A 17,458-nucleotide genomic window follows, 5' to 3' on the forward strand; every position below is an offset into this window, starting at 1 on the left:
GATCAGAAGCGGTGCTGGATGCCAACCATTACGCCGTGCTGGCTGTCGCCAAAGCCGGCATCGTCGCGCGACAGGCCGACCAGCTGGTCATGCTTGCCTTTGGTGTAACCGACAGTCGCATACAGGTCGGTGCGCTTGGACGCCGCGTAGCGATAGCGCAGCACATACATGGTCGGGTCGGCGTCCTTGCCGGCGGCCAGGTTGCGCTGGTCGACGTGGTAGACAGCACCGGTGATGGTGACGTTTGGCTGCGGCTTGTATGCCACACCAGCCCACAGCGTGTTGCCTTTTACATCAGCCGTGGCGGCCTTGCCGGACACCAGCTTGTAGGTCCGGCCGCCGAGCCAGAACTTGAAATCGCCCGTGGCGTAGTAGCCGCCCAGGTGGTAGGCGGTGGTCTCGTCACGGTTGCCGGTAGCGACTACGTTGTTGCCGTTGATGCGCTCCGCGGTGAACATCGCGCCCAACGACTCGGACTGGTAGCTGACCGCGCCTGCATACTTGGCGCTGTCGGCCGAACTGGCGTCGGCGCCCTGCTGCTCGCCCATGCCGTAGCTGAAGCCATAGTTCCAGTCGCCGGTCTTGCCGGAGTATTTGATCAGGTTATCGAAGCCGGTGGTCATGCCGTACTTGCTTGGCAGGGTGGCGCTGCCGCCGGTCGCCCAGGAATAGTAAGGCGCAAAGCCCATCGGATCGAAGCGGATGACGGTGTCGTACACGCTGGTGAAGGAGCGGCCCAGCACCACGCGGCCCCAGTTGCCCTCAAGGCCGACGTTGGCCTGGCGCTTGAACAGGTTGCCGTCCTGCGCGCCGGTATCCATCAGGATGCCGCTTTCGAGCTGGTACACGGCTTTCAGGCCGCCGCCCAGGTCTTCGCTGCCTTTGATGCCCCAACGCGAAGTATTCATGCCGCCGGAGCTGACGTGGGTGACGCTGCCGCCGCCGGCCTGGGCATTGTTGGTAATGTCGACTCCCATGTCGAGCAAGCCGTAGACCTGCACATTGGATTGGGCGTGGGCGGAAGTATAGGCGGCAAACATCATTGCGACGGCCGCCGCCATCGAAGTTCTTTTCACAGTCAGTCTCCTGGGTTTATAGTTATTTCAGTCATGCCTCGCTCTGGCACGGTTCAACTATAAAATCGCCAACCTTTCAAACGCCTTTCAGGCAAATGCCATGCGAATATTGTTAGTGGAAGACCACACCGAATTACAACACTGGCTTTCCAAAGCCCTGCGTGATGCCAACCTTTCAGTCGAATGCGCCGATAACGGCGCCGACGCCGACTCCCTGCTCCTGACCCAGGAATATGCCCTGGTGATCCTCGATTTGACCCTGCCCCGCATGGACGGGCTGGAAGTATTGAAACGCCTGCGCGCGCGCGGCGGCAAGACGCCTGTATTGATCCTGACCGCGCGCGGCGGCCTGGAAGACCGCGTGCAGGGCCTGAACCTTGGCGCCGACGATTACCTTGCCAAACCTTTCGAACTCGCGGAACTGGAAGCGCGCGTCAAGGCTTTGCTGCGCCGCAGCGTGGGCAATGAATCGCTGGTGTATGAATGCGGCGCGCTGCGCTTCGATACGGTCAGCCGCATGTTTTCCTATTTCGGCGAAAACCTGCAGCTCACGCCGCGCGAACATGCCGTGCTGGAAGCGCTGATCACCAAAGGCGGCAAGCCGGTAGCAAAAGAAAGACTGTTCGACCAGGTGTTCTCGCTGGCCGATGACGCCAATCTCGATGCCATCGAACTGTATATCCACCGCGTACGCAAGAAGCTTGACCGCAAGGAGCCCGGCGCCGCGGCCATCACTACCCTGCGCGGCATCGGCTACCTGCTGCAGCCGGCCGAAGCGAAGCCCTGATGAAGGCCATGCTCGCCATGGGCAGCCTGCGCGGCCAGCTGCTGCGCTGGCTTCTGCTGCCATTGGTCCTGCTGGAGATCATCAACACCATTTCCGTCTACTACAACGCGGTGGACGCGGCCGACATGGCGTACGACCGCTCGCTGCTGGCCTCCACCCGCGCGCTGGCGGAACGCGTGTCGGTCGAAGGCGGCAAGGTGGTGGCCGACGTGCCCTACGTCGCGCTGGACAGTTTTGAGACCGACACGCTGGGCCGCATCTACTACAAAGTCACCGGCATCAATGGCGAAACGGTGTCCGGCTACGACGACCTGCCGAAGGTTCCGCCGAATGTGCCGCGCTCCGAGAACTATCCTGCCCTGGTGCGCTTCTATCACGCCAACTATAACGGTCAGCCAATCCGCATAGCGGCCCTGCTGCAGCCGGTGTACGACGACAATATGCGCGGCATCGCACTGATCCAGGTCGGGGAAACGCTCGACGCGCGCAATGGCCTGACGCTGAAAATCCTGTATGACACCATCGCCTGGCAGGCGAGCGTGGTGCTGCTGGCGGGCCTGCTTGTGTGGTTTGCAGTCAAGCTGGTGCTGCGGCCGTTGATGCAGTTAAAGCATGAAGTCGAATCGCGCGACGTATCCGACCTGTCCGACCTTGATCCGGCATTGGTGCACAAGGAAGTGCGGCCCCTGGTGCAGGCCATGAACGCATCCACCACCCGCATCGCCGGCCTGATCGCCAGCCAACGCCGCTTCATCGCCGACGCTTCGCACCAGTTGCGCACCCCGCTGACGGTACTGAAAACCCAGGCAGAACTGGCGCAGCGCGAGCTGGAACGGGCTGCGTCAGCCTCGCCGGAGCTGCGCAATGTGGTTGCCAGTATGGCCGCCACCACCGACTCCACGGTGCACCTGGCTAATCGCCTGTTGATGCTGGCACGCATCGAGCATAGCGAGAATCGGGAACCGGTACCGGTGCCATTACGCGAGACGGTACAGCAAGTCGCGCTGGAATTGGCTCTATCCGCCGTGAACCGCGGCATCGACCTTTCGCTGGAGGGCGACGGTGAAGCCAGCGTCAACGGCCAGGCTTTGCTGCTGCACGAGCTGGTGTCAAACCTGGTCGACAACGCCCTGCACTACACGCCACGCGGCGGCAGCGTGGTGCTGCGCGTAATGCCTGGTGAAACGCTGGTCGTTCTGGAAGTTGAGGACAGCGGGCCCGGTATTCCGCCTGAAGATCGCGACCGCGTGTTCTCGCCCTTCTATCGCGCCGCTTCAACCATGCAGGCCAATCCGGGAGGCTCTGGCCTGGGCCTGGCCATTGTGCGCGACATCGCCGTCCTGCACCACGCCGAGCTTGAACTCGACCAAGGCTCGGGCGGGCGTGGGCTGCTGGTGCGCGTCAAGTTCCCGCGCGCCATGCCTCCACCGGCAGCATGATATTGATGCGGGTGCCGGACAAGCAATCCATAGCAAAGGTGCCGCCCAGCGCCTGCACCCGCTCCCGCATGCCCGCCAGCCCGACGCCTGCAGCAGTGCGCGCCGGATCGAAGCCTACGCCATCGTCCGCCACCGCGATCTGCAAGGCCTCGCCGTGCCGCGCGACTTCCACATTGGCCGTGCCGGCGCGAGCGTGCTTCACGATGTTGGACAGCGCCTCCTGCACGATACGGTAGGCCGAAATCGCGGCATCGCCATCCAGACCGGCGAAATCGCCTTCGGTGCGCAGCGAGAAGCGGCAGGCCGGGTGGCTGCTGCCGACTTGCCGCACCATTTCTTCCAGCGCTCCTTGCAGGCCAAGCATGTCCAGCATTTCCGGACGCAAGCGGCGCACCAGCGTTCTGCCACTGTTGTACAAGCCCAGCGCCAGCTTCGTGATCGCCTGCGCCTTGTCGCGAATCTGCATCGCCGCGTCGGCCGGCGGCAGCGCGCCCGCCAGGCCGGCGATCTGCTGCGCCTCCAGCCGCACCGCGATGAGCGTCGCGTTCAATTCGTCGTGGATCTCCAGTGCAATGGCCTTGCGTTCGTCTTCGACTGCCGTGGTCACGCGTTGCAACAGGCGACGCTTCTCCGCATCAGCCGCGCGCACGGCTTGCATGGACGCCTGCAGCGATGCGGCAAAGCCGCTGGTCATCTGCCACGCCAACCCTGCGCAGACAAGCAAACCCGCCAGCGCCACCGCCAGTTCAAGCTGGAAACGCGAGCGAGCCTTGCGCAGCATGACAGTTGGCGACATGCGCACCTGTACATAGCCCATGTTGCCGACATTGCGGTTGCCGCCGCCAGTCACGTAAAGCAAACGCTTGTGCACCGCGGCTTCGTAATAGCGCGCCTCGGGCACCCCATCGCCGCGCGCGGTGACGTCCAACAGGGGCTTGCGGTCCGCATCGAGCAAGGTCACGCGATGGATCGCGCTGTCGGTCTGCAGCATGCCGTCGATCGTCGCGCGCAGCTCATCGAACTGCCCATGTACCAGGCTGATTTCACTGCTCGTCACCAGTGCTGTGGCCAGCAACTGCCCGCGCTCCGCAAGCTCGGCATGCACCTCGGATTGACGCGATTGATAGCTGTACCAGGTAAGTGTAACGAACAGCGCCAGCACCGGCAGCAAGGTAATCGCCAGCAGCCGCCCGCGGGTGCCGACGCGCCATGTGGCCCGCATCAGGCTTGCAGTACGCCGTGGCGCACGGCCAGGCGGGTGATATCGGCCGCGCGCTCAACACCCAGCTTGTCCTTGATGGCCTGGCTGGAGTTGCTGATCGTCTTGCTGGAGACGCCGAGCTTTTCGGCGATTTCGGCGTTGGTCAGGCCTTCCGCCATCAGCTTGAAGATTTCAAGCGAACGTTCATCCAGCAGCGCCTGCGGCGATTGCTCGCCCAGCACCGACAGGCTGGCCAGGCGTTCCGCGATGGCCGGCATGAAATACAGCTCCCCTTGCGCAGCACGCTGCACGGCGGTGAAAAGTTCGGCCGGATCGCAATCCTTGGTGACCAAGGCCCGCGCACCAATGCGGTAGGCCTCCTTGACCAGCGCATCCTGGTCGAACTGGGTCAGGAAGATGATGTGCGCCTTGGGCGCCGCTGCCAGGATCTGGCGCGCCGCGTCCAGGCCCGTCATTTGCTCGCCGAAGCGCATATCGAGGATAGCAACGTCGGGTACCAGTGTCTGGTAAGCCTCAACGGCTTCAGCTGGCGTCCGGGCCCGACCGACAACTTCCACGCCGAAACCCGCAAGCGCCATCGCAAATCCGCCCATCACGACCGGGTGATCATCTGCCAGCAGTACTTTGATCTTATTCATAGCATTCCTCATTTCCAGATGATGGAAGGATATCACGCCAAAGGGTAGCAATAAAAATTGCTTGCTTATTTCCACGTGATAGAAGAATATCTTGCCATGGACTGGCAATTCTGCCTACCAACAAGAAGAAAGGAGCATTTCCATGAACTTCGATACCTCTCGCAAGAACTACTCTGGCCTGGCTTTCGTCGCCGTACTGCACCTTGTTGCCGCCGGCATCGCCCTGAAGCACTCAACGATCCTGATCACCCGCAGCGAGCCGACCGTGATCGTCGATGTGCCGCCGCTGGAGCGCCAGGATCCTGAGCCGCAACGCTCCAAGGAATTCGAGGTCCAGGAAAAGGCAGCGCCGGTGATCGCCCCGCCACCGCCGGACGGCATCAAGATCGAGGTTCTCGAACACACCATCACGACATCCCCGCCGGAGACTGCACATGGCCACAGCGAACCAGGGGGCGGCGGTGGCGGCACCGGCGGTGGCAGCGTCGAAGCTGTGCGCCACGAGCCAGTGAACGTTGCGGCGGTGATCGATGCGGCCAATTGCGCGAAACCCACCTACCCCGCCGGTGCCTTGCGCAACGGCGACGAAGGCACGGTCACCCTGGCCTTCCTGATCGGCAAGGACGGTCAGGTGGCCAGCGCCAAGATCGAACGCACCAGCGGCCACCGCGACCTGGATCGCGCCGCGCTGCAAGGCCTCTCGCTGTGCGCCTTCAAGCCCGGCACCGTAGACGGCGTGGCACAGGAATCGTGGGCTCGCATGCAATATGCCTGGCGTCTCGACGAGTGAGCAATAGAACGCGGCCGTAAAGCGAATTCCCCTATCATGCGCCGGTTAACCATGTGGTTCCCGGCGCATGCTCTATGTTCATCAAGCTTTCTTTCCGCCAATTACTTCTGGGCGTCTTCTTGCTGATCGCCCTGCTGCTCAGCGCGACCTCGATCCAGGCTTTGCTCACGCTGGACCGGCTGGCCACTGAAAGCCGCGAAGTCGGCCAGCACGCCGTCGTGCTGACCGCGAACGTGCAGCGCCTGGCCGAACGCAGCGTGGCCATGGAACGCAGCGCGCGCCAGTTCCTGGTGCTGGACGATCCAGCCTTCCGAGACCGCTACGCGGCAGCCTGGCGCGACGGCCAGGATGCGCTGTCGGCGCTGGCGGCCGGACTGCCCTCCGCGCCCAAAGCCAGTTTCGCCGCCTGGCGCGACCAGGGCGAGCAAGCCTGGCGCGCACTGGAGGCTCCCAACGCCAAGCGCGCCCAGCGCCAAAAGATGCTGAACACCGCGTTGGCGGGCCTGGCACCGGTCAACGAAGAACTGGCGGACGAAGTCAAACGCGAAGTCGACCAGCGCAACCAGCGCATCCTGCTTGGCCTGGAACATCGGCGCAGCGTGCTGGGCGGACAACTGCTGGCCTCCATCAGCCTGGCCGCCGCCCTGGCCCTTGGCTGCGGCATGTGGCTGTCACGCCCCCTGGCGCAAATCGAAAGCGCCATCGACCGCCTGGGCGGCAACCGCTACGACCAGCCAATCGAAGTCGAAGGACCCAACGACTTGCGCCGCCTTGGCCAGCAACTGAATTGGCTGCGCCAGCGCCTGGCCAGCCTGGAAGCTGATAAATCGCGCTTCCTGCGTCACATCTCTCACGAACTGAAAACCCCGCTGGCCGCGCTGGTGGAAGGCGTCGCCCTGCTGGAGGATGAAGTGGCCGGCACGCTGACGCCGAACCAGCGCGAAGTGGCCGGAATCCTGCGCCAGAACACAGCCTCGCTGCAAAACCAGATCGAAGACCTGCTGCGCTATAACACCGCCACCTTCGCCGCCCAGCATCTGCAGCGCCAGCCCACCGATATCGTGGCCCTGCTGCGCGACACCGTCGACGCCCAGCGCCTGCAGTGGCAGGCGCGCCGCCTCGATGTGACGGTGGACGGCAGCGCCCCGGCCATTTCGGTCGATCCCGGCAAGCTCGCCATTGCCAGCAGCAACCTGCTGACCAACGCGGTCCGCTATAGCCCCGAAGGCGGCACCGTGCGCTTCATCATCGGCGAGCAGGCCGGCACATTGGCCATCGACTGCATCGACCAGGGGCCTGGCGTGGCCCCGGAAGATGCTGCCCATATTTTCGAACCCTTTTACCAGGGGATGCGCCAGCCGCCAGGCGCACGGCGGGGCAATGGCGTCGGCCTCTCCATCGTGCTCGAATACATCAGCGCCCACGGCGGATCACTGCAATTGCTGCCGACCAGTAGCGGCGCACACTTCCGGATCGACCTGCCTTATGAACATTAAAACCCTGCCTTTGCTGCCGATCCTGCTGCTCGCCTCCTGCGCGCAGCGACAGCCAGTAGCGCCAACGCTGCCGCCCTTGCCGCCGCCTCCGGCGCCCGCGCCACTGACGCTGCTTGTCGCGCCGCAGGACGAAGTGGCGCCGCTGCTGGCCTACTACCAGTCGCTGCGCCGCATGACGCAAGGCGAGTTGCTGAAGGAACTGAGCGGCTTGTCGCTGCAGCAGAAAACACCAAAGGTGCTGCTGCAATCGGCCATGGTGCTGTCGCTCACGCGCGGCAGCGGCGACCTGGCAAAGGCGCAGGCGCAATTCGACGTCGTCGCCACCGCGCCGGAGCCGGAAGCGCAAGGCTTGCGGCAGCTGGCGCAACTCCTCTCTGCACAATGCGCCGACACGCGCCGGCTGGTCGACGAGAGCGACCGCCTGCGCATGCAGTTGAAGGACAACCAGCGCAAGAACGAACAATTGAACGAAACCCTGGAAGCGCTGAAAGAAATCGAGCGCGGCCTGCCTGCGAGAGCCAGTAAATGAATGCACTTGTTTCCCCACGCCTGCTGCTGGTCGACGATGACGCCGACCTGCTGCGCCTGCTGTCGATGCGGCTGAGCGCCAACGGCTACCAGGTCACCGCCGTCGGCAGTGCCGAAGCCGCGCTGGCCAACCTGTCGATTGCGCTGCCCTCGCTGGTGATCAGCGATGTGCGCCTGCCCGAGCGCGACGGCATGTCCCTGTTCCAGCAAATCCGCAACCAGCACCCGGCGCTGCCGGTGATCCTGCTCACCGCCCACGGCACCATTCCCGACGCGGTGGAAGCGACCTCGCTCGGGGCCTTCGCCTACCTGACCAAGCCCTTCGATGCGAAGGTGCTGCTTGACCGCATCGGCCAGGCCCTGAGCGTGGCCGCACCGGACGCCACACCGGAGGCCGGCAGCGGCGCCTGGCGCGCCGAGATCATCAGCCGCAGCCGCGCCATGGAAGAAGTGCTGCATGAAGCGCAGCTGGTTGCCGCCTCCGACGCCAGCGTACTGATACGCGGCGAAAGCGGCACCGGCAAGGAATTGCTGGCACGTGCCATTCACCGCGCCAGCCGCCGCGCCGCCGCGCCGTTCATCGCCGTGAATTGCGGCGCGATTCCCGAGCAATTGCTGGAGTCCGAGCTGTTCGGCCATGTAAAAGGCGCCTTTACCGGCGCCGTCGCCAGCCGCGAAGGCTTGCTGCAGGCAGCCGACGGCGGCACCCTGTTCCTCGACGAGATCGGCGATATGCCGCTGCTGCTGCAGGTAAAGCTGCTGCGCGTGCTGCAGGAGCGCGTGGTGCGCCAGGTCGGCTCCGACAACGGCCGCCCGGTCAACGTGCGTGTGCTCTCCGCCACCCACCGCGACCTGGAAGCGGCCATGCTGGAAGGACAGTTCCGCGAGGACCTCTACTATCGCCTGAACGTCATTACGCTCACCCTGCCCCCGCTGGCGGAACGTCGCGAAGATATCGGGCTGCTGGCCACGCGCTTCCTGCAAATGCTGGCCGCCAAATACGGCAAGACCGTCAACGGCTTTGCTCCGGAAGCGTTGGAAGCGCTGTCGCGCGCCTCCTGGCCCGGCAATGTGCGCCAGCTCTACAACGTGGTGGAACATGCCTGCGCCCTGGCTACGGCGCCGCTGGTGCCGCTATCGCTGGTGCAGCGCGCGTTGCGCGTGCCGTCGCTGGAAGTCCTCAGCTATACGGAAGCCAAGCTGCGCTTCGAGCGCAATTACCTGGTGCAGCTCCTCAAGCTCACCGACGGCAACGTGGCCGATGCCGCGCGCCTGGCAGAGCGCAACCGCACCGAGTTCTATCGCCTGCTGCAAAAGCATGAATTGAACGCCGCGCAGTTCCGCATTGAACCTGTCGCCGAGGGGCGACAGCCATAAAGCCCGCCAAATCAAGGCCTTGCGCATTGCAGCCCAGACCGTGTCGCCGTGTGGCGACAAATTCAATGTTGCCGCACAGCTAAGTCATTGATTTCTCTACATGGCACGCGCCTTGCAATACCAGGGACAACGCACAAGCGTTGACTGCCAACTTGAAAATGGAGAGATAGACCATGAAGGATTCCAAACTGATCGCAGGCCTGTTCGCCGCCGCAGCATTCGCCCTCGCCTCGCTGTCCGCACACGCACAGCAAGAAGGCGCCATGGCCGGTGCCGCCGTGGCCACCGCCGATTCCACGCTGCAGGCCAAAGTCAAGGCAGCCCTCTCGGACCAGAAAGAGATCATCGTGTCCGCCAACCAGGGCGTAGTGGTCCTGAGCGGCACGGTGTCAAGCTCCGATGCCGGCGCCAAAGCGATCCAGGCGGCATCTGCCGTGGCGGGAGTGAAGGAAGTGAAGAGTGAGCTGACTGTCGCCGGCAAATAATGCCTTCGCTGCAGTAGTACCTCCCTTATCGGGCGACCCTGGGTCGCCCGCTTTTTTTCTCACCGGGTGTCGGCAACGCAGGACTTGTACCTGGCCGTGCATTCGGCAAAGGCAGCCTTTCCGATCGCCGCCTGGCCAAGGAATCGCACGCGCGCTCCGGCCGGCTTGGCGTCTGTTGTTTCCGCCCCCAACGCGCACAGCAGCGCCGCAGAGGCGAGCCATCCCATCCTGTTCATCTTTGCAAATGCTTTGTATTGAAGTTCTTGGCTTGCGCCATCCGCAACAGCAGGCGATGCCCGATCCTGTCCGTCCAGTTGAAGTTATTTTGCAGCACGACCACGGCGGTACGCGTCTGTTCGTCAATGCCGATGTAAGCGGTGTAGCCCGCCACCAGGCCAATCTGGTGCGCGATCCTATGGCCATCGATTTCGTCGACAAACCAGGCGCTGGCCGCCGCCTCCCGATCACGCTCGAACTGCACCTTCAGGGTATCCCGCAGTCCCGCATCGAGCACGCCGCTGCCGGTCGAGGCCAAGTGGGCATTTGCGTAGGCCAGCAGATCGCTCGCGTTTGAGTAGAGTGCCGCCGAACCACTCATGATGTCGGTGAACTGCCAATCGGGGACAAGCTCGCCGCGCCGGATGAATTTGGGCTGGTCACCCGCGTGGCCCAAGGCCCGTTCGCCGTAGCCAGGCAATTTCTCAGGCACATAGCCAGTCCTGTGCAGGCGCAGCGGATCAAGTACTTTCTCGTGCACCAGCGCATCGACCTTCTTCCCGGTTTTCAGTTCCAGCACATAACCAAGCACGCCGTAGCCGATGTTTGAGTACTGAGGCACACCGCCATGATGCTTCTTGAATGTCGACAGGTACTCCAACAAATAAGCCCGGTCGAAGTGGCGATAGAAGCTCTTGCCGGTGAACAGATACTCCACAAAATAGAGCAATGTCCTCTCGGTCATCGGCTGACGTGGCAGGCCCGCGGTATGCGTGACAAGCTGGCGCAAGGTGATGCGTTTGGCATCCTCGCTAAGCGGCACACTCGCAGGCAACAGCGTCGCGAGGGTTTCGTCCCAACCCAGCACGCCCTCTTGCACCAGTACCGAAGTCGTCGCCGCCAGAAAGCCTTTGCTCAGCGACCCGACGGCAAACAGCGTTTGGCCATCGGGTTGGTGCCCGCCTTCCTGGTGCGTGGTCCCAAAGCCGAAGAACTGCCGCTTGCCATCGGACGTCAGTACGCCAACCACCAGCCCCGTCGTTTCATTGGAATCGATCATCGGCTGCGCCAAGGCAGCAACCTCGGCCCCGATGTCGCCAGTTGCTGCCAGATGCTGTGCCGCGCGGAAGTCCGGATCCAGCTGCTTATCGGACAAGGTGCCGCATCCCGCCAGGACGGTCGAGATACAGGCCAGGCAAAAAATGCGAACCCAATTCTGCATAAAACTAAGATAACGACTGCTTTCGCCAGGCTTTATTCAAACTCGAAACGTACGTCTTTGACGATCTGGTGTTTGCCCCAATAGAAGTTGCAAACCCGGGCGGATTCGGCGCCATCCTTGCTCTCCGGGACACAACCACCCTTGATCGTGACTGTCTTCCCGCCTTGCAGCGACAAGGGGAACTCAAGCGCAGGGCCTTCAGGAACCTCGTGCTCCAGCCGGACGTTATCCGCGTAGTCATCCACCAGCGCGAAAATAAGAACTTTGTCGGCTTTCAGCGTGTAAATATCGTGCTGGAACGCCGCGCCCCTCACCAGGCACATTTCGATCAGGTATTTTTCGACGGTCTGTCGCTTGCACTCCGGCCCCTCTGCCGCCTGCACGCCAAAGGCCGCGCCCAAGGTGCAAACAAGTGTCGCGAAAGATTTCACGTTAAACAATTTTATATTCCAAAAGGAAACAATTATATCAAAACTTCATGCCATCGCAGCTTGGAACAAAATAAGAAAATGGCCCCAGCGGGGCCATTGGGACGCCGGATGACGGGACGGTCAGGCGAGATTTTCCAGGCGGATCTTGGTGACGTTGCCGACAATGCTGGACAGCTTTTCGATCTTCTCGATGGCTGCCACCACGTTTTTCTCCTGCGTCTGGTGCGTCAGCAGGATGATGTCGGTGTGGGTCTCGCCTTCCGCCGGTTCCTTCTGCATCATCGCATCGATGGAGATGGTGGCGTCGGCCAGGATGCGGGTCAGCTCCGCCAGCACGCCCGGGCGGTCAGCCACCGTCATGCGCAGGTAGTAGCTGGTGGTGATCTCGGACATCGGCATGATCTTGATGTCGGTCATCGCATTCGGCTGGAAGGCCAGGTGCGGCACGCGGTGTTCAGGATCGGCCGTCGCCAGGCGGGTGATGTCGACCAGGTCCGCAATCACGGCGGAGGCAGTCGGCTCAGGACCGGCGCCTTTGCCGTAGTACATGGTGGCGCCAATCGCGTCGCCCTGCACCAGCACTGCATTCATCGCGCCTTCCACATTGGCGATCAGGCGCTTGGCAGGGATCAGGGTCGGGTGCACGCGCAACTCGATGCCCTCGCCGCCGTTCACTTGCGCGCGGCGTGCGATGCCCAGCAGCTTGATGCGGTAGCCCAGTTGTTCGGCATATTTGATGTCGATCGCCTGCAGCTTGGTGATGCCCTCGATATGGGCCTTGTCGAACTGCACCGGGATGCCGAAGGCAATAGCGGACAGGATGGTCGCCTTGTGCGCCGCGTCGACGCCTTCGATGTCGAAGGTTGGATCGGCTTCCGCATAGCCCAGGCGCTGCGCCTCCTTCAGCACGGTGGCGAAGTCCAGGCCCTTGTCGCGCATCTCGGACAGGATGAAGTTGGTGGTGCCATTGATGATGCCGGCGATCCATTCGATGCGGTTGGCGGTCAGGCCTTCACGCAGGGCCTTGATGATCGGGATGCCGCCTGCAACGGCAGCCTCGAACGCCACCATCACGCCCTTGGCCTGGGCCGCGGCGAAGATTTCGGTGCCATGCATGGCCAGCAGCGCCTTGTTGGCGGTGACCACGTGCTTGCCGTTCGCGATGGCCTGCATCACCAGTTCCTTGGCGGTGTCATAGCCGCCAATCAGCTCCACGACGATATCGATTTCCGGATCGTTGACGATCGCGAACGGGTCTGCCACGACTTTGCACTGGCCTTCGGTGCGCTCTTTTGCGCGCTCCAGGTTGCGGGCCGATACGGCCACAATCTCAATGCCGCGGCCGGCGCGGCGGCGGATCTCTTCCTGGTTGCGTCGCAATACGCTGAACGTGCCGGCGCCCACATTACCTACGCCCAGCAAACCTACTTTAATCGATTTCATCTTCAAATTCCCTGGTGTTGTTAGCTGTGCCCGTGCCGCTTTCGGTAGCCTTCCATGAAGCGCGCGATGCGGCCGAATGCATCTTCCATATCGTCCGAATTCGACAGGAACACCACACGGAAGTGGTCCGGGCTATGCCAGTTGAAGCCCGTGCCCTGCACGATAAGGACCTTGGTTTCTTCCAGCAGTTCATACGCGAATTGCTGGTCATCCGCGATCGGGTAGATCTTCGGATCGAGGCGGGGGAACATATAGAGTGCAGCTTTTGGCTTGACCACGCTGACACCCGGAATGTCGGACAACAGCTTGTATGCCAGGTCGCGCTGCTTGAGCAGGCGCCCGCCAGGCGCCACCAGGTCGTTGATGCTCTGGTAGCCGCCGAGCGCAGTCTGGATCGCAAACTGCCCCGGCGCGTTGGCGCAAAGGCGCATCGAGGCCAGCATGTTCAGGCCCCAGATGTAATCCTTCGCATATTTCTTGTTTTCGCCCGAGAGCACCATCCAGCCGGCGCGGTAGCCGCAGGAACGGTAGCTCTTGGACAGGCCGTTAAAGGTCACGCAGAACACGTCGTCGCACAGCGCGGCGATCGAGGTGTGGGTGACGCCGTCATACAGCACCTTGTCGTAGATTTCGTCGGCGTAGATGATCAACTGGTGCTGGCGCGCCAGTTCAATAATCTGCAGCAGCACTTCGTCCGGGTACAGCGCGCCGGTCGGGTTGTTCGGGTTGATGACGACGATCGCCTTGGTGTTCGGCGTGATCTTCTTGCGCATGTCGTCGATGTCGGGGAACCAGTCCTGCTGCTCGTCGCAGACATAGTGCACCGGCTTGCCGCCGGACAGGCTGACCGCCGCGGTCCACAGCGGATAATCCGGCGCCGGCACCAGCACCTCGTCGCCGTTGTTCAGCAGCGCGTTCATCGACATCACGATCAGTTCGGACGCGCCGTTGCCCAGGTAGATGTCGTCCATGGTGACGTTGGCGACTTTCTTCTGCTGGGTATAGTGCATCACCGCCTTGCGCGGCGCGAACAGGCCCTTGGAATCGGTGTAACCGGCCGCATTGGGCAGGTTCATGATCATGTCGTGCACGATCTCGTCCGGCGGATCGAAGCCGAACGGCTGCATATTGCCGATGTTCAGCTTGATGATCTTGTGGCCCTCTTCTTCCATCAGGCGGGCCTTCTCCGGCACAGGGCCGCGGATCTCGTAACAAATCTCGTTAAGCTTGTTGGATTTCTGAACCGGACGCAAAATCAATCCCTTACGTATAAATGCTGCATTGCGAAAATACCCATTCTGCCGAATTAAATTGGTTTAATCAACCATCGATATGCGCAAAACGTTACAATAAGATCTCTATTGTATTTAAATATAGCGAAAAGTTATGAAGCTCCACTCCAGCACCACCGGCCAATACCAGACCGTTTCCGGCTATTTCGAAGGTGGAGTCGAGATCAACGGCAAGCCGTTCGACTACAGCCTGCTGGTGCTGCCGGAAAGCGCACCGCGCCCCTGGCCCGTGGCAAAGTTCGAGGAACTGACAGTCGAACATTTCGAACAACTGCTGGCCGAACAGCCCGACGTGGTCATCCTCGGCACCGGCGAGCGCCAGCGCTTCGTCCATCCGCGCCTGGCCGCGCCGCTGATCTCCAGGCAGATCGGCGTCGAATGCATGGACACCAATGCCGCCTGCCGCACCTACAACATCCTGATGGGCGAAGGCCGCAAAGCCCTGCTGGCATTGATCATTGAAAAATAACACTTTGCCCCCAACTAAACGCGCATGAGCCAAACCATCCCCGACTTCAGCGCCGCCATGACCGGCGGCCAAACCTTCCAGCTCTCCGGACGCCCCGCCAAAGCCACCGTACTGTTCTTCTACCCCAAGGACAACACCCCGGGCTGCACTACCGAGAACATGGCGTTCCGCGACCTGCACGACCAGTTCACCGCTGCCGGTGCTGAAATTTACGGCATCAGCCGCGACTCGCTGCGCTCGCACGAAAACTTCAAGACAAAACTGGGCTTGCCGTTCGAACTGATCTCCGATCCGGACGAAGCGGTGTGCCTGGCCTTCAATGTCATGAAGATGAAAAAAATGTACGGTAAAGATGTACGCGGCGTTGAGCGCAGCACGTTTGTGATTGACGCAAAAGGCCGATTGGTGAAAGAATGGAGAGGCGTGAAAGTACCAGGTCACGTCGATGAAGTGCTGGAATTCGTGGCAAACCTGGGCTGATGGCAAGGCCCTCGCCGCGAATGTGTTAGCTCAACGGGAGCTTTACATTTGAACGTGTCAGCCAGATTTTGAGTCGAGCAAGTCCTTCCACCCACTGTCCCCGGTGGCATGCCCACCGGCTTTCGGGCGACGCAGACGCCCGCCAGGCATCCTTTAGTTTTTCCGAACCACCCCATAGTTCATCCATGCCGGGCATTCGCCCTCGCGTGGATGCATCTTTTTTAGATTGAGATCCTGATGCCACTGCCAAAACTGCCTAGCAAGCCAGCCACCCTGCTGCTGGCTAAAGACTACCCGAAGGCGAGCGGAGCAAATCCGGTTCCCTTCCCTACTGAAGAAAAGGCAGCACCAGCGCCGAAGAAAGCGGCGCCCAAGACTGCTGCCAAAGCAGTAAAAGAACCGGTTGCGAAGAAAACCGAAGCGAAGAAGACGCCTGCACTGAAGGCCGTCAAGCTGCCGGACGACGTACCGGCGCCACCGCGCACCAAGGCTGCGCCGCAAGCGCGCTCCAAGGTCACGCCGATCAAGGCCGATGCGCCGCACCCGGCCAAACACAAGGAACACGAAGTGGTGCTCAAGTCCGCCTCCAGCCGCAAGGCCGACGTGGTGGGCAGCACCAAGCTGTTCGTGCTCGACACCAATGTGCTGATGCACGACCCGTCTTCGCTGTTCCGCTTTGAAGAACACGATGTCTTCCTGCCGATGATGACGCTGGAAGAATTGGACAACCACAAGAAAGGCATGTCCGAAGTCGCGCGTAATGCGCGCCAGGTATCGCGTACGCTGGATGCCCTGGTCAGCAACACCGACGACGACGACATGGAAACCGGCATCCCGCTGAACAAGCTGGGCAACAAGGATGCCAAGGGCCACCTGTACTTCCAGACCAGGGTGCAGGTAGCCGACTTGCCGGAAGGCCTGCCGCAAGGGAAGGCCGACAACCAGATCCTGGCCGTGGTGCGCTCGCTGGAAGCGGAGCAGCCCGGCCGCGCCGTGGTGCTGGTGTCGAAAGACATCAATATGCGCATCAAGGCGCGCGCCTTGGGCCTGCCGGCGGAAGACTACTTCAACGACCACGTGCTGGAAGACACCGACCTGCTGTATTCGGGCATTGTCCAGCTGCCGGACGACTTCTGGAACAAGCATGGCAAGGACATGGAGTCCTGGCAGGAGAACAAGCACGGCCAGTCGAGCACCTTTTACCGCGTGACCGGCCCGTTCATCCCATCCCTGCTGGTGAACCAGTTCGTGTACCTGGAACCAAACAACGGCGAGTCGCCGTTCTACGCGCAAGTGAAGCAGATCAACGGCAAGACCGCCGTCCTGCAAACCCTGCGCGACTACTCGCACAACAAGAACAGCGTATGGGGCGTCACTGCGCGCAACCGCGAGCAAAACTTCGCGCTGAACCTGTTGATGAATCCGGAGTGCGACTTCATCACCCTGCTGGGCCAGGCCGGTACCGGCAAGACCCTGCTCGCGCTGGCCGCCGGCCTGGCGCAGGTGCTGGAGACCAAGCTGTATAACGAGATCATCGTCACCCGCGTCACGGTGCCGGTGGGCGAGGATATCGGTTTCCTGCCGGGCACCGAGGAAGAGAAGATGGGGCCGTGGATGGGCGCCTTCGACGACAACCTGGAAGTGCTGAACAAGTCCGACGGCGAAGGCGGCGAATGGGGCCGTGCGGCGACGCAGGACCTGATCCGCTCGCGCATCAAGATCAAGTCGCTGAACTTCATGCGCGGCCGCACCTTCGTCAACAAGTTCCTGATCATCGACGAGGCGCAGAACCTGACGCCGAAGCAGATGAAGACCCTGGTGACGCGCGCCGGTCCTGGCACCAAGATCCTGTGCCTGGGTAATATCGCGCAGATCGACACGCCTTACCTGACCGAAGGCTCGTCCGGCCTGACCTACGTGGTCGACCGCTTCAAGGGCTGGGCACACAGCGGCCACGTCACGCTGGCCCGCGGCGAACGTTCCCGCCTGGCAGACCACGCGAGCGACGTGCTTTAAGCAACGCCGCCCGCAGTCCACAAGCCCCGCCAAGTGCGGGGCTTTTTTTCG

General features: G+C 62.0%; 18 protein-coding genes. 10 read left to right on the top strand and 8 right to left on the bottom strand.

What is annotated here, in order from left to right:
- Positions 1–2: 2 nt before the first annotated feature.
- Positions 3–1,076, bottom strand: a complete 1,074-nt coding sequence (locus ACN9MU_RS24145; protein ID WP_426318796.1) for a porin — start codon at positions 1,074–1,076, stop codon at positions 3–5.
- Positions 1,077–1,176: 100 nt separating this feature from the next.
- Here ACN9MU_RS24145 and ACN9MU_RS24150 point away from each other — a divergent pair, with 100 nt between their 5' ends.
- Positions 1,177–1,863 carry a response regulator gene (locus ACN9MU_RS24150; RefSeq protein WP_426318797.1) on the top strand — a complete coding sequence of 229 codons (687 nt, stop codon included), beginning with the start codon at positions 1,177–1,179 and terminating at the stop codon, positions 1,861–1,863.
- A complete protein-coding gene (locus ACN9MU_RS24155; RefSeq protein ID WP_426336221.1) occupies positions 1,863–3,302 on the top strand; it encodes a sensor histidine kinase in 1,440 nt (479 codons plus the stop codon). Before ACN9MU_RS24150 ends, ACN9MU_RS24155 begins: the two co-directional genes overlap by 1 nt.
- Here ACN9MU_RS24155 and ACN9MU_RS24160 read toward each other — a convergent pair.
- A complete protein-coding gene (locus ACN9MU_RS24160; protein ID WP_426336222.1) occupies positions 3,265–4,524 on the bottom strand; it encodes a sensor histidine kinase in 1,260 nt (419 codons plus the stop codon). The genes ACN9MU_RS24155 and ACN9MU_RS24160 overlap by 38 nt on opposite strands.
- Entirely contained in the window at positions 4,524–5,162 is a 639-nt protein-coding gene (locus tag ACN9MU_RS24165; protein WP_426336223.1) for a response regulator, read from the bottom strand. Before ACN9MU_RS24165 ends, ACN9MU_RS24160 begins: the two co-directional genes overlap by 1 nt.
- Before the next feature lie 142 nt (positions 5,163–5,304).
- Between ACN9MU_RS24165 and ACN9MU_RS24170 the strand changes: the two genes are divergently transcribed.
- The 5 genes from ACN9MU_RS24170 to ACN9MU_RS24190 all read left to right on the top strand — a co-directional run bounded on the left by ACN9MU_RS24170 (position 5,305) and on the right by ACN9MU_RS24190 (position 9,838).
- The gene (locus ACN9MU_RS24170; RefSeq protein WP_426318800.1) at positions 5,305–5,952 is read left to right on the top strand and encodes an energy transducer TonB; all 648 of its coding nucleotides are present in this window, start codon (positions 5,305–5,307) and stop codon (positions 5,950–5,952) included.
- A gap of 74 nt (positions 5,953–6,026) precedes the next feature.
- Positions 6,027–7,448, top strand: a complete 1,422-nt coding sequence (locus tag ACN9MU_RS24175) for a HAMP domain-containing sensor histidine kinase (protein ID WP_426163310.1) — start codon at positions 6,027–6,029, stop codon at positions 7,446–7,448.
- Positions 7,438–7,977, top strand: coding sequence for a hypothetical protein (locus ACN9MU_RS24180; protein WP_426163312.1), 540 nt, complete (start codon positions 7,438–7,440; stop codon positions 7,975–7,977). Before ACN9MU_RS24175 ends, ACN9MU_RS24180 begins: the two co-directional genes overlap by 11 nt.
- The gene (locus ACN9MU_RS24185; protein ID WP_426163314.1) at positions 7,974–9,353 is read left to right on the top strand and encodes a sigma 54-interacting transcriptional regulator; all 1,380 of its coding nucleotides are present in this window, start codon (positions 7,974–7,976) and stop codon (positions 9,351–9,353) included. Before ACN9MU_RS24180 ends, ACN9MU_RS24185 begins: the two co-directional genes overlap by 4 nt.
- Before the next feature lie 173 nt (positions 9,354–9,526).
- The gene (locus ACN9MU_RS24190) at positions 9,527–9,838 is read left to right on the top strand and encodes a BON domain-containing protein (protein WP_426163316.1); all 312 of its coding nucleotides are present in this window, start codon (positions 9,527–9,529) and stop codon (positions 9,836–9,838) included.
- 59 nt (positions 9,839–9,897) lie between these two features.
- Here the strand turns inward: ACN9MU_RS24190 and ACN9MU_RS24195 are convergent, their stop codons facing one another.
- From ACN9MU_RS24195 to ACN9MU_RS24215, 5 genes are all read right to left on the bottom strand, one after another.
- Positions 9,898–10,065: a hypothetical protein gene (locus ACN9MU_RS24195; protein WP_426318801.1), complete on the bottom strand. Its 168-nt coding sequence runs from the start codon at positions 10,063–10,065 to the stop codon at positions 9,898–9,900.
- A gap of 5 nt (positions 10,066–10,070) precedes the next feature.
- Positions 10,071–11,276: a serine hydrolase domain-containing protein gene (locus ACN9MU_RS24200; RefSeq protein ID WP_426343574.1), complete on the bottom strand. Its 1,206-nt coding sequence runs from the start codon at positions 11,274–11,276 to the stop codon at positions 10,071–10,073.
- Between the two features lie 32 nt (positions 11,277–11,308).
- Positions 11,309–11,707 (bottom strand): hypothetical protein, encoded by a 399-nt coding sequence (locus ACN9MU_RS24205; RefSeq protein ID WP_426344903.1) that lies wholly within the window; start codon positions 11,705–11,707, stop codon positions 11,309–11,311.
- 120 nt (positions 11,708–11,827) lie between these two features.
- Entirely contained in the window at positions 11,828–13,150 is a 1,323-nt protein-coding gene (locus tag ACN9MU_RS24210) for a homoserine dehydrogenase (RefSeq protein ID WP_426163322.1), read from the bottom strand.
- Between the two features lie 20 nt (positions 13,151–13,170).
- On the bottom strand, positions 13,171–14,403 hold the full coding sequence (locus ACN9MU_RS24215; RefSeq protein WP_426163325.1) for a pyridoxal phosphate-dependent aminotransferase: 1,233 nt from the start codon (positions 14,401–14,403) through the stop codon (positions 13,171–13,173).
- A gap of 133 nt (positions 14,404–14,536) precedes the next feature.
- On the opposite strand from ACN9MU_RS24215, the gene ACN9MU_RS24220 reads away from it, so the two are divergent.
- The 3 genes from ACN9MU_RS24220 to ACN9MU_RS24230 all read left to right on the top strand — a co-directional run bounded on the left by ACN9MU_RS24220 (position 14,537) and on the right by ACN9MU_RS24230 (position 17,407).
- Positions 14,537–14,911 carry an Mth938-like domain-containing protein gene (locus tag ACN9MU_RS24220; RefSeq protein WP_426163327.1) on the top strand — a complete coding sequence of 125 codons (375 nt, stop codon included), beginning with the start codon at positions 14,537–14,539 and terminating at the stop codon, positions 14,909–14,911.
- A 24-nt stretch (positions 14,912–14,935) separates the two neighbouring features.
- Positions 14,936–15,391: a peroxiredoxin gene (locus tag ACN9MU_RS24225; protein WP_426163329.1), complete on the top strand. Its 456-nt coding sequence runs from the start codon at positions 14,936–14,938 to the stop codon at positions 15,389–15,391.
- A 237-nt stretch (positions 15,392–15,628) separates the two neighbouring features.
- Complete coding sequence (locus ACN9MU_RS24230; protein WP_426318804.1) at positions 15,629–17,407, top strand: PhoH family protein; 1,779 nt, start codon at positions 15,629–15,631, stop codon at positions 17,405–17,407.
- Positions 17,408–17,458: the final 51 nt, after the last annotated feature.

The sequence above is a fragment of the Pseudoduganella sp. R-32 genome (genome assembly GCF_049913245.1).
GTDB lineage: Bacteria > Pseudomonadota > Gammaproteobacteria > Burkholderiales > Burkholderiaceae_D > Rugamonas.

Bases quoted from the DNA above. Each gene is read 5' to 3' on its own strand.
- ACN9MU_RS24160 (WP_426336222.1), bottom strand. From the start codon at position 4,524: ATGCGGGCCACATGGCGCGTCGGCACCCGCGGGCGGCTGCTGGCGATT.
- ACN9MU_RS24180 (WP_426163312.1), top strand. From the start codon at position 7,438: ATGAACATTAAAACCCTGCCTTTGCTGCCGATCCTGCTGCTCGCCTCC.
- ACN9MU_RS24225 (WP_426163329.1), top strand. From the start codon at position 14,936: ATGAGCCAAACCATCCCCGACTTCAGCGCCGCCATGACCGGCGGCCAA.
- ACN9MU_RS24200 (WP_426343574.1), bottom strand. From the start codon at position 11,276: ATGCAGAATTGGGTTCGCATTTTTTGCCTGGCCTGTATCTCGACCGTC.
- ACN9MU_RS24220 (WP_426163327.1), top strand. From the start codon at position 14,537: ATGAAGCTCCACTCCAGCACCACCGGCCAATACCAGACCGTTTCCGGC.
- ACN9MU_RS24230 (WP_426318804.1), top strand. From the start codon at position 15,629: ATGCCACTGCCAAAACTGCCTAGCAAGCCAGCCACCCTGCTGCTGGCT.
- ACN9MU_RS24150 (WP_426318797.1), top strand. From the start codon at position 1,177: ATGCGAATATTGTTAGTGGAAGACCACACCGAATTACAACACTGGCTT.
- ACN9MU_RS24170 (WP_426318800.1), top strand. From the start codon at position 5,305: ATGAACTTCGATACCTCTCGCAAGAACTACTCTGGCCTGGCTTTCGTC.
- ACN9MU_RS24190 (WP_426163316.1), top strand. From the start codon at position 9,527: ATGAAGGATTCCAAACTGATCGCAGGCCTGTTCGCCGCCGCAGCATTC.
- ACN9MU_RS24165 (WP_426336223.1), bottom strand. From the start codon at position 5,162: ATGAATAAGATCAAAGTACTGCTGGCAGATGATCACCCGGTCGTGATG.
- ACN9MU_RS24210 (WP_426163322.1), bottom strand. From the start codon at position 13,150: ATGAAATCGATTAAAGTAGGTTTGCTGGGCGTAGGTAATGTGGGCGCC.
- ACN9MU_RS24195 (WP_426318801.1), bottom strand. From the start codon at position 10,065: ATGGGATGGCTCGCCTCTGCGGCGCTGCTGTGCGCGTTGGGGGCGGAA.
- ACN9MU_RS24155 (WP_426336221.1), top strand. From the start codon at position 1,863: ATGAAGGCCATGCTCGCCATGGGCAGCCTGCGCGGCCAGCTGCTGCGC.
- ACN9MU_RS24185 (WP_426163314.1), top strand. From the start codon at position 7,974: ATGAATGCACTTGTTTCCCCACGCCTGCTGCTGGTCGACGATGACGCC.
- ACN9MU_RS24175 (WP_426163310.1), top strand. From the start codon at position 6,027: ATGTTCATCAAGCTTTCTTTCCGCCAATTACTTCTGGGCGTCTTCTTG.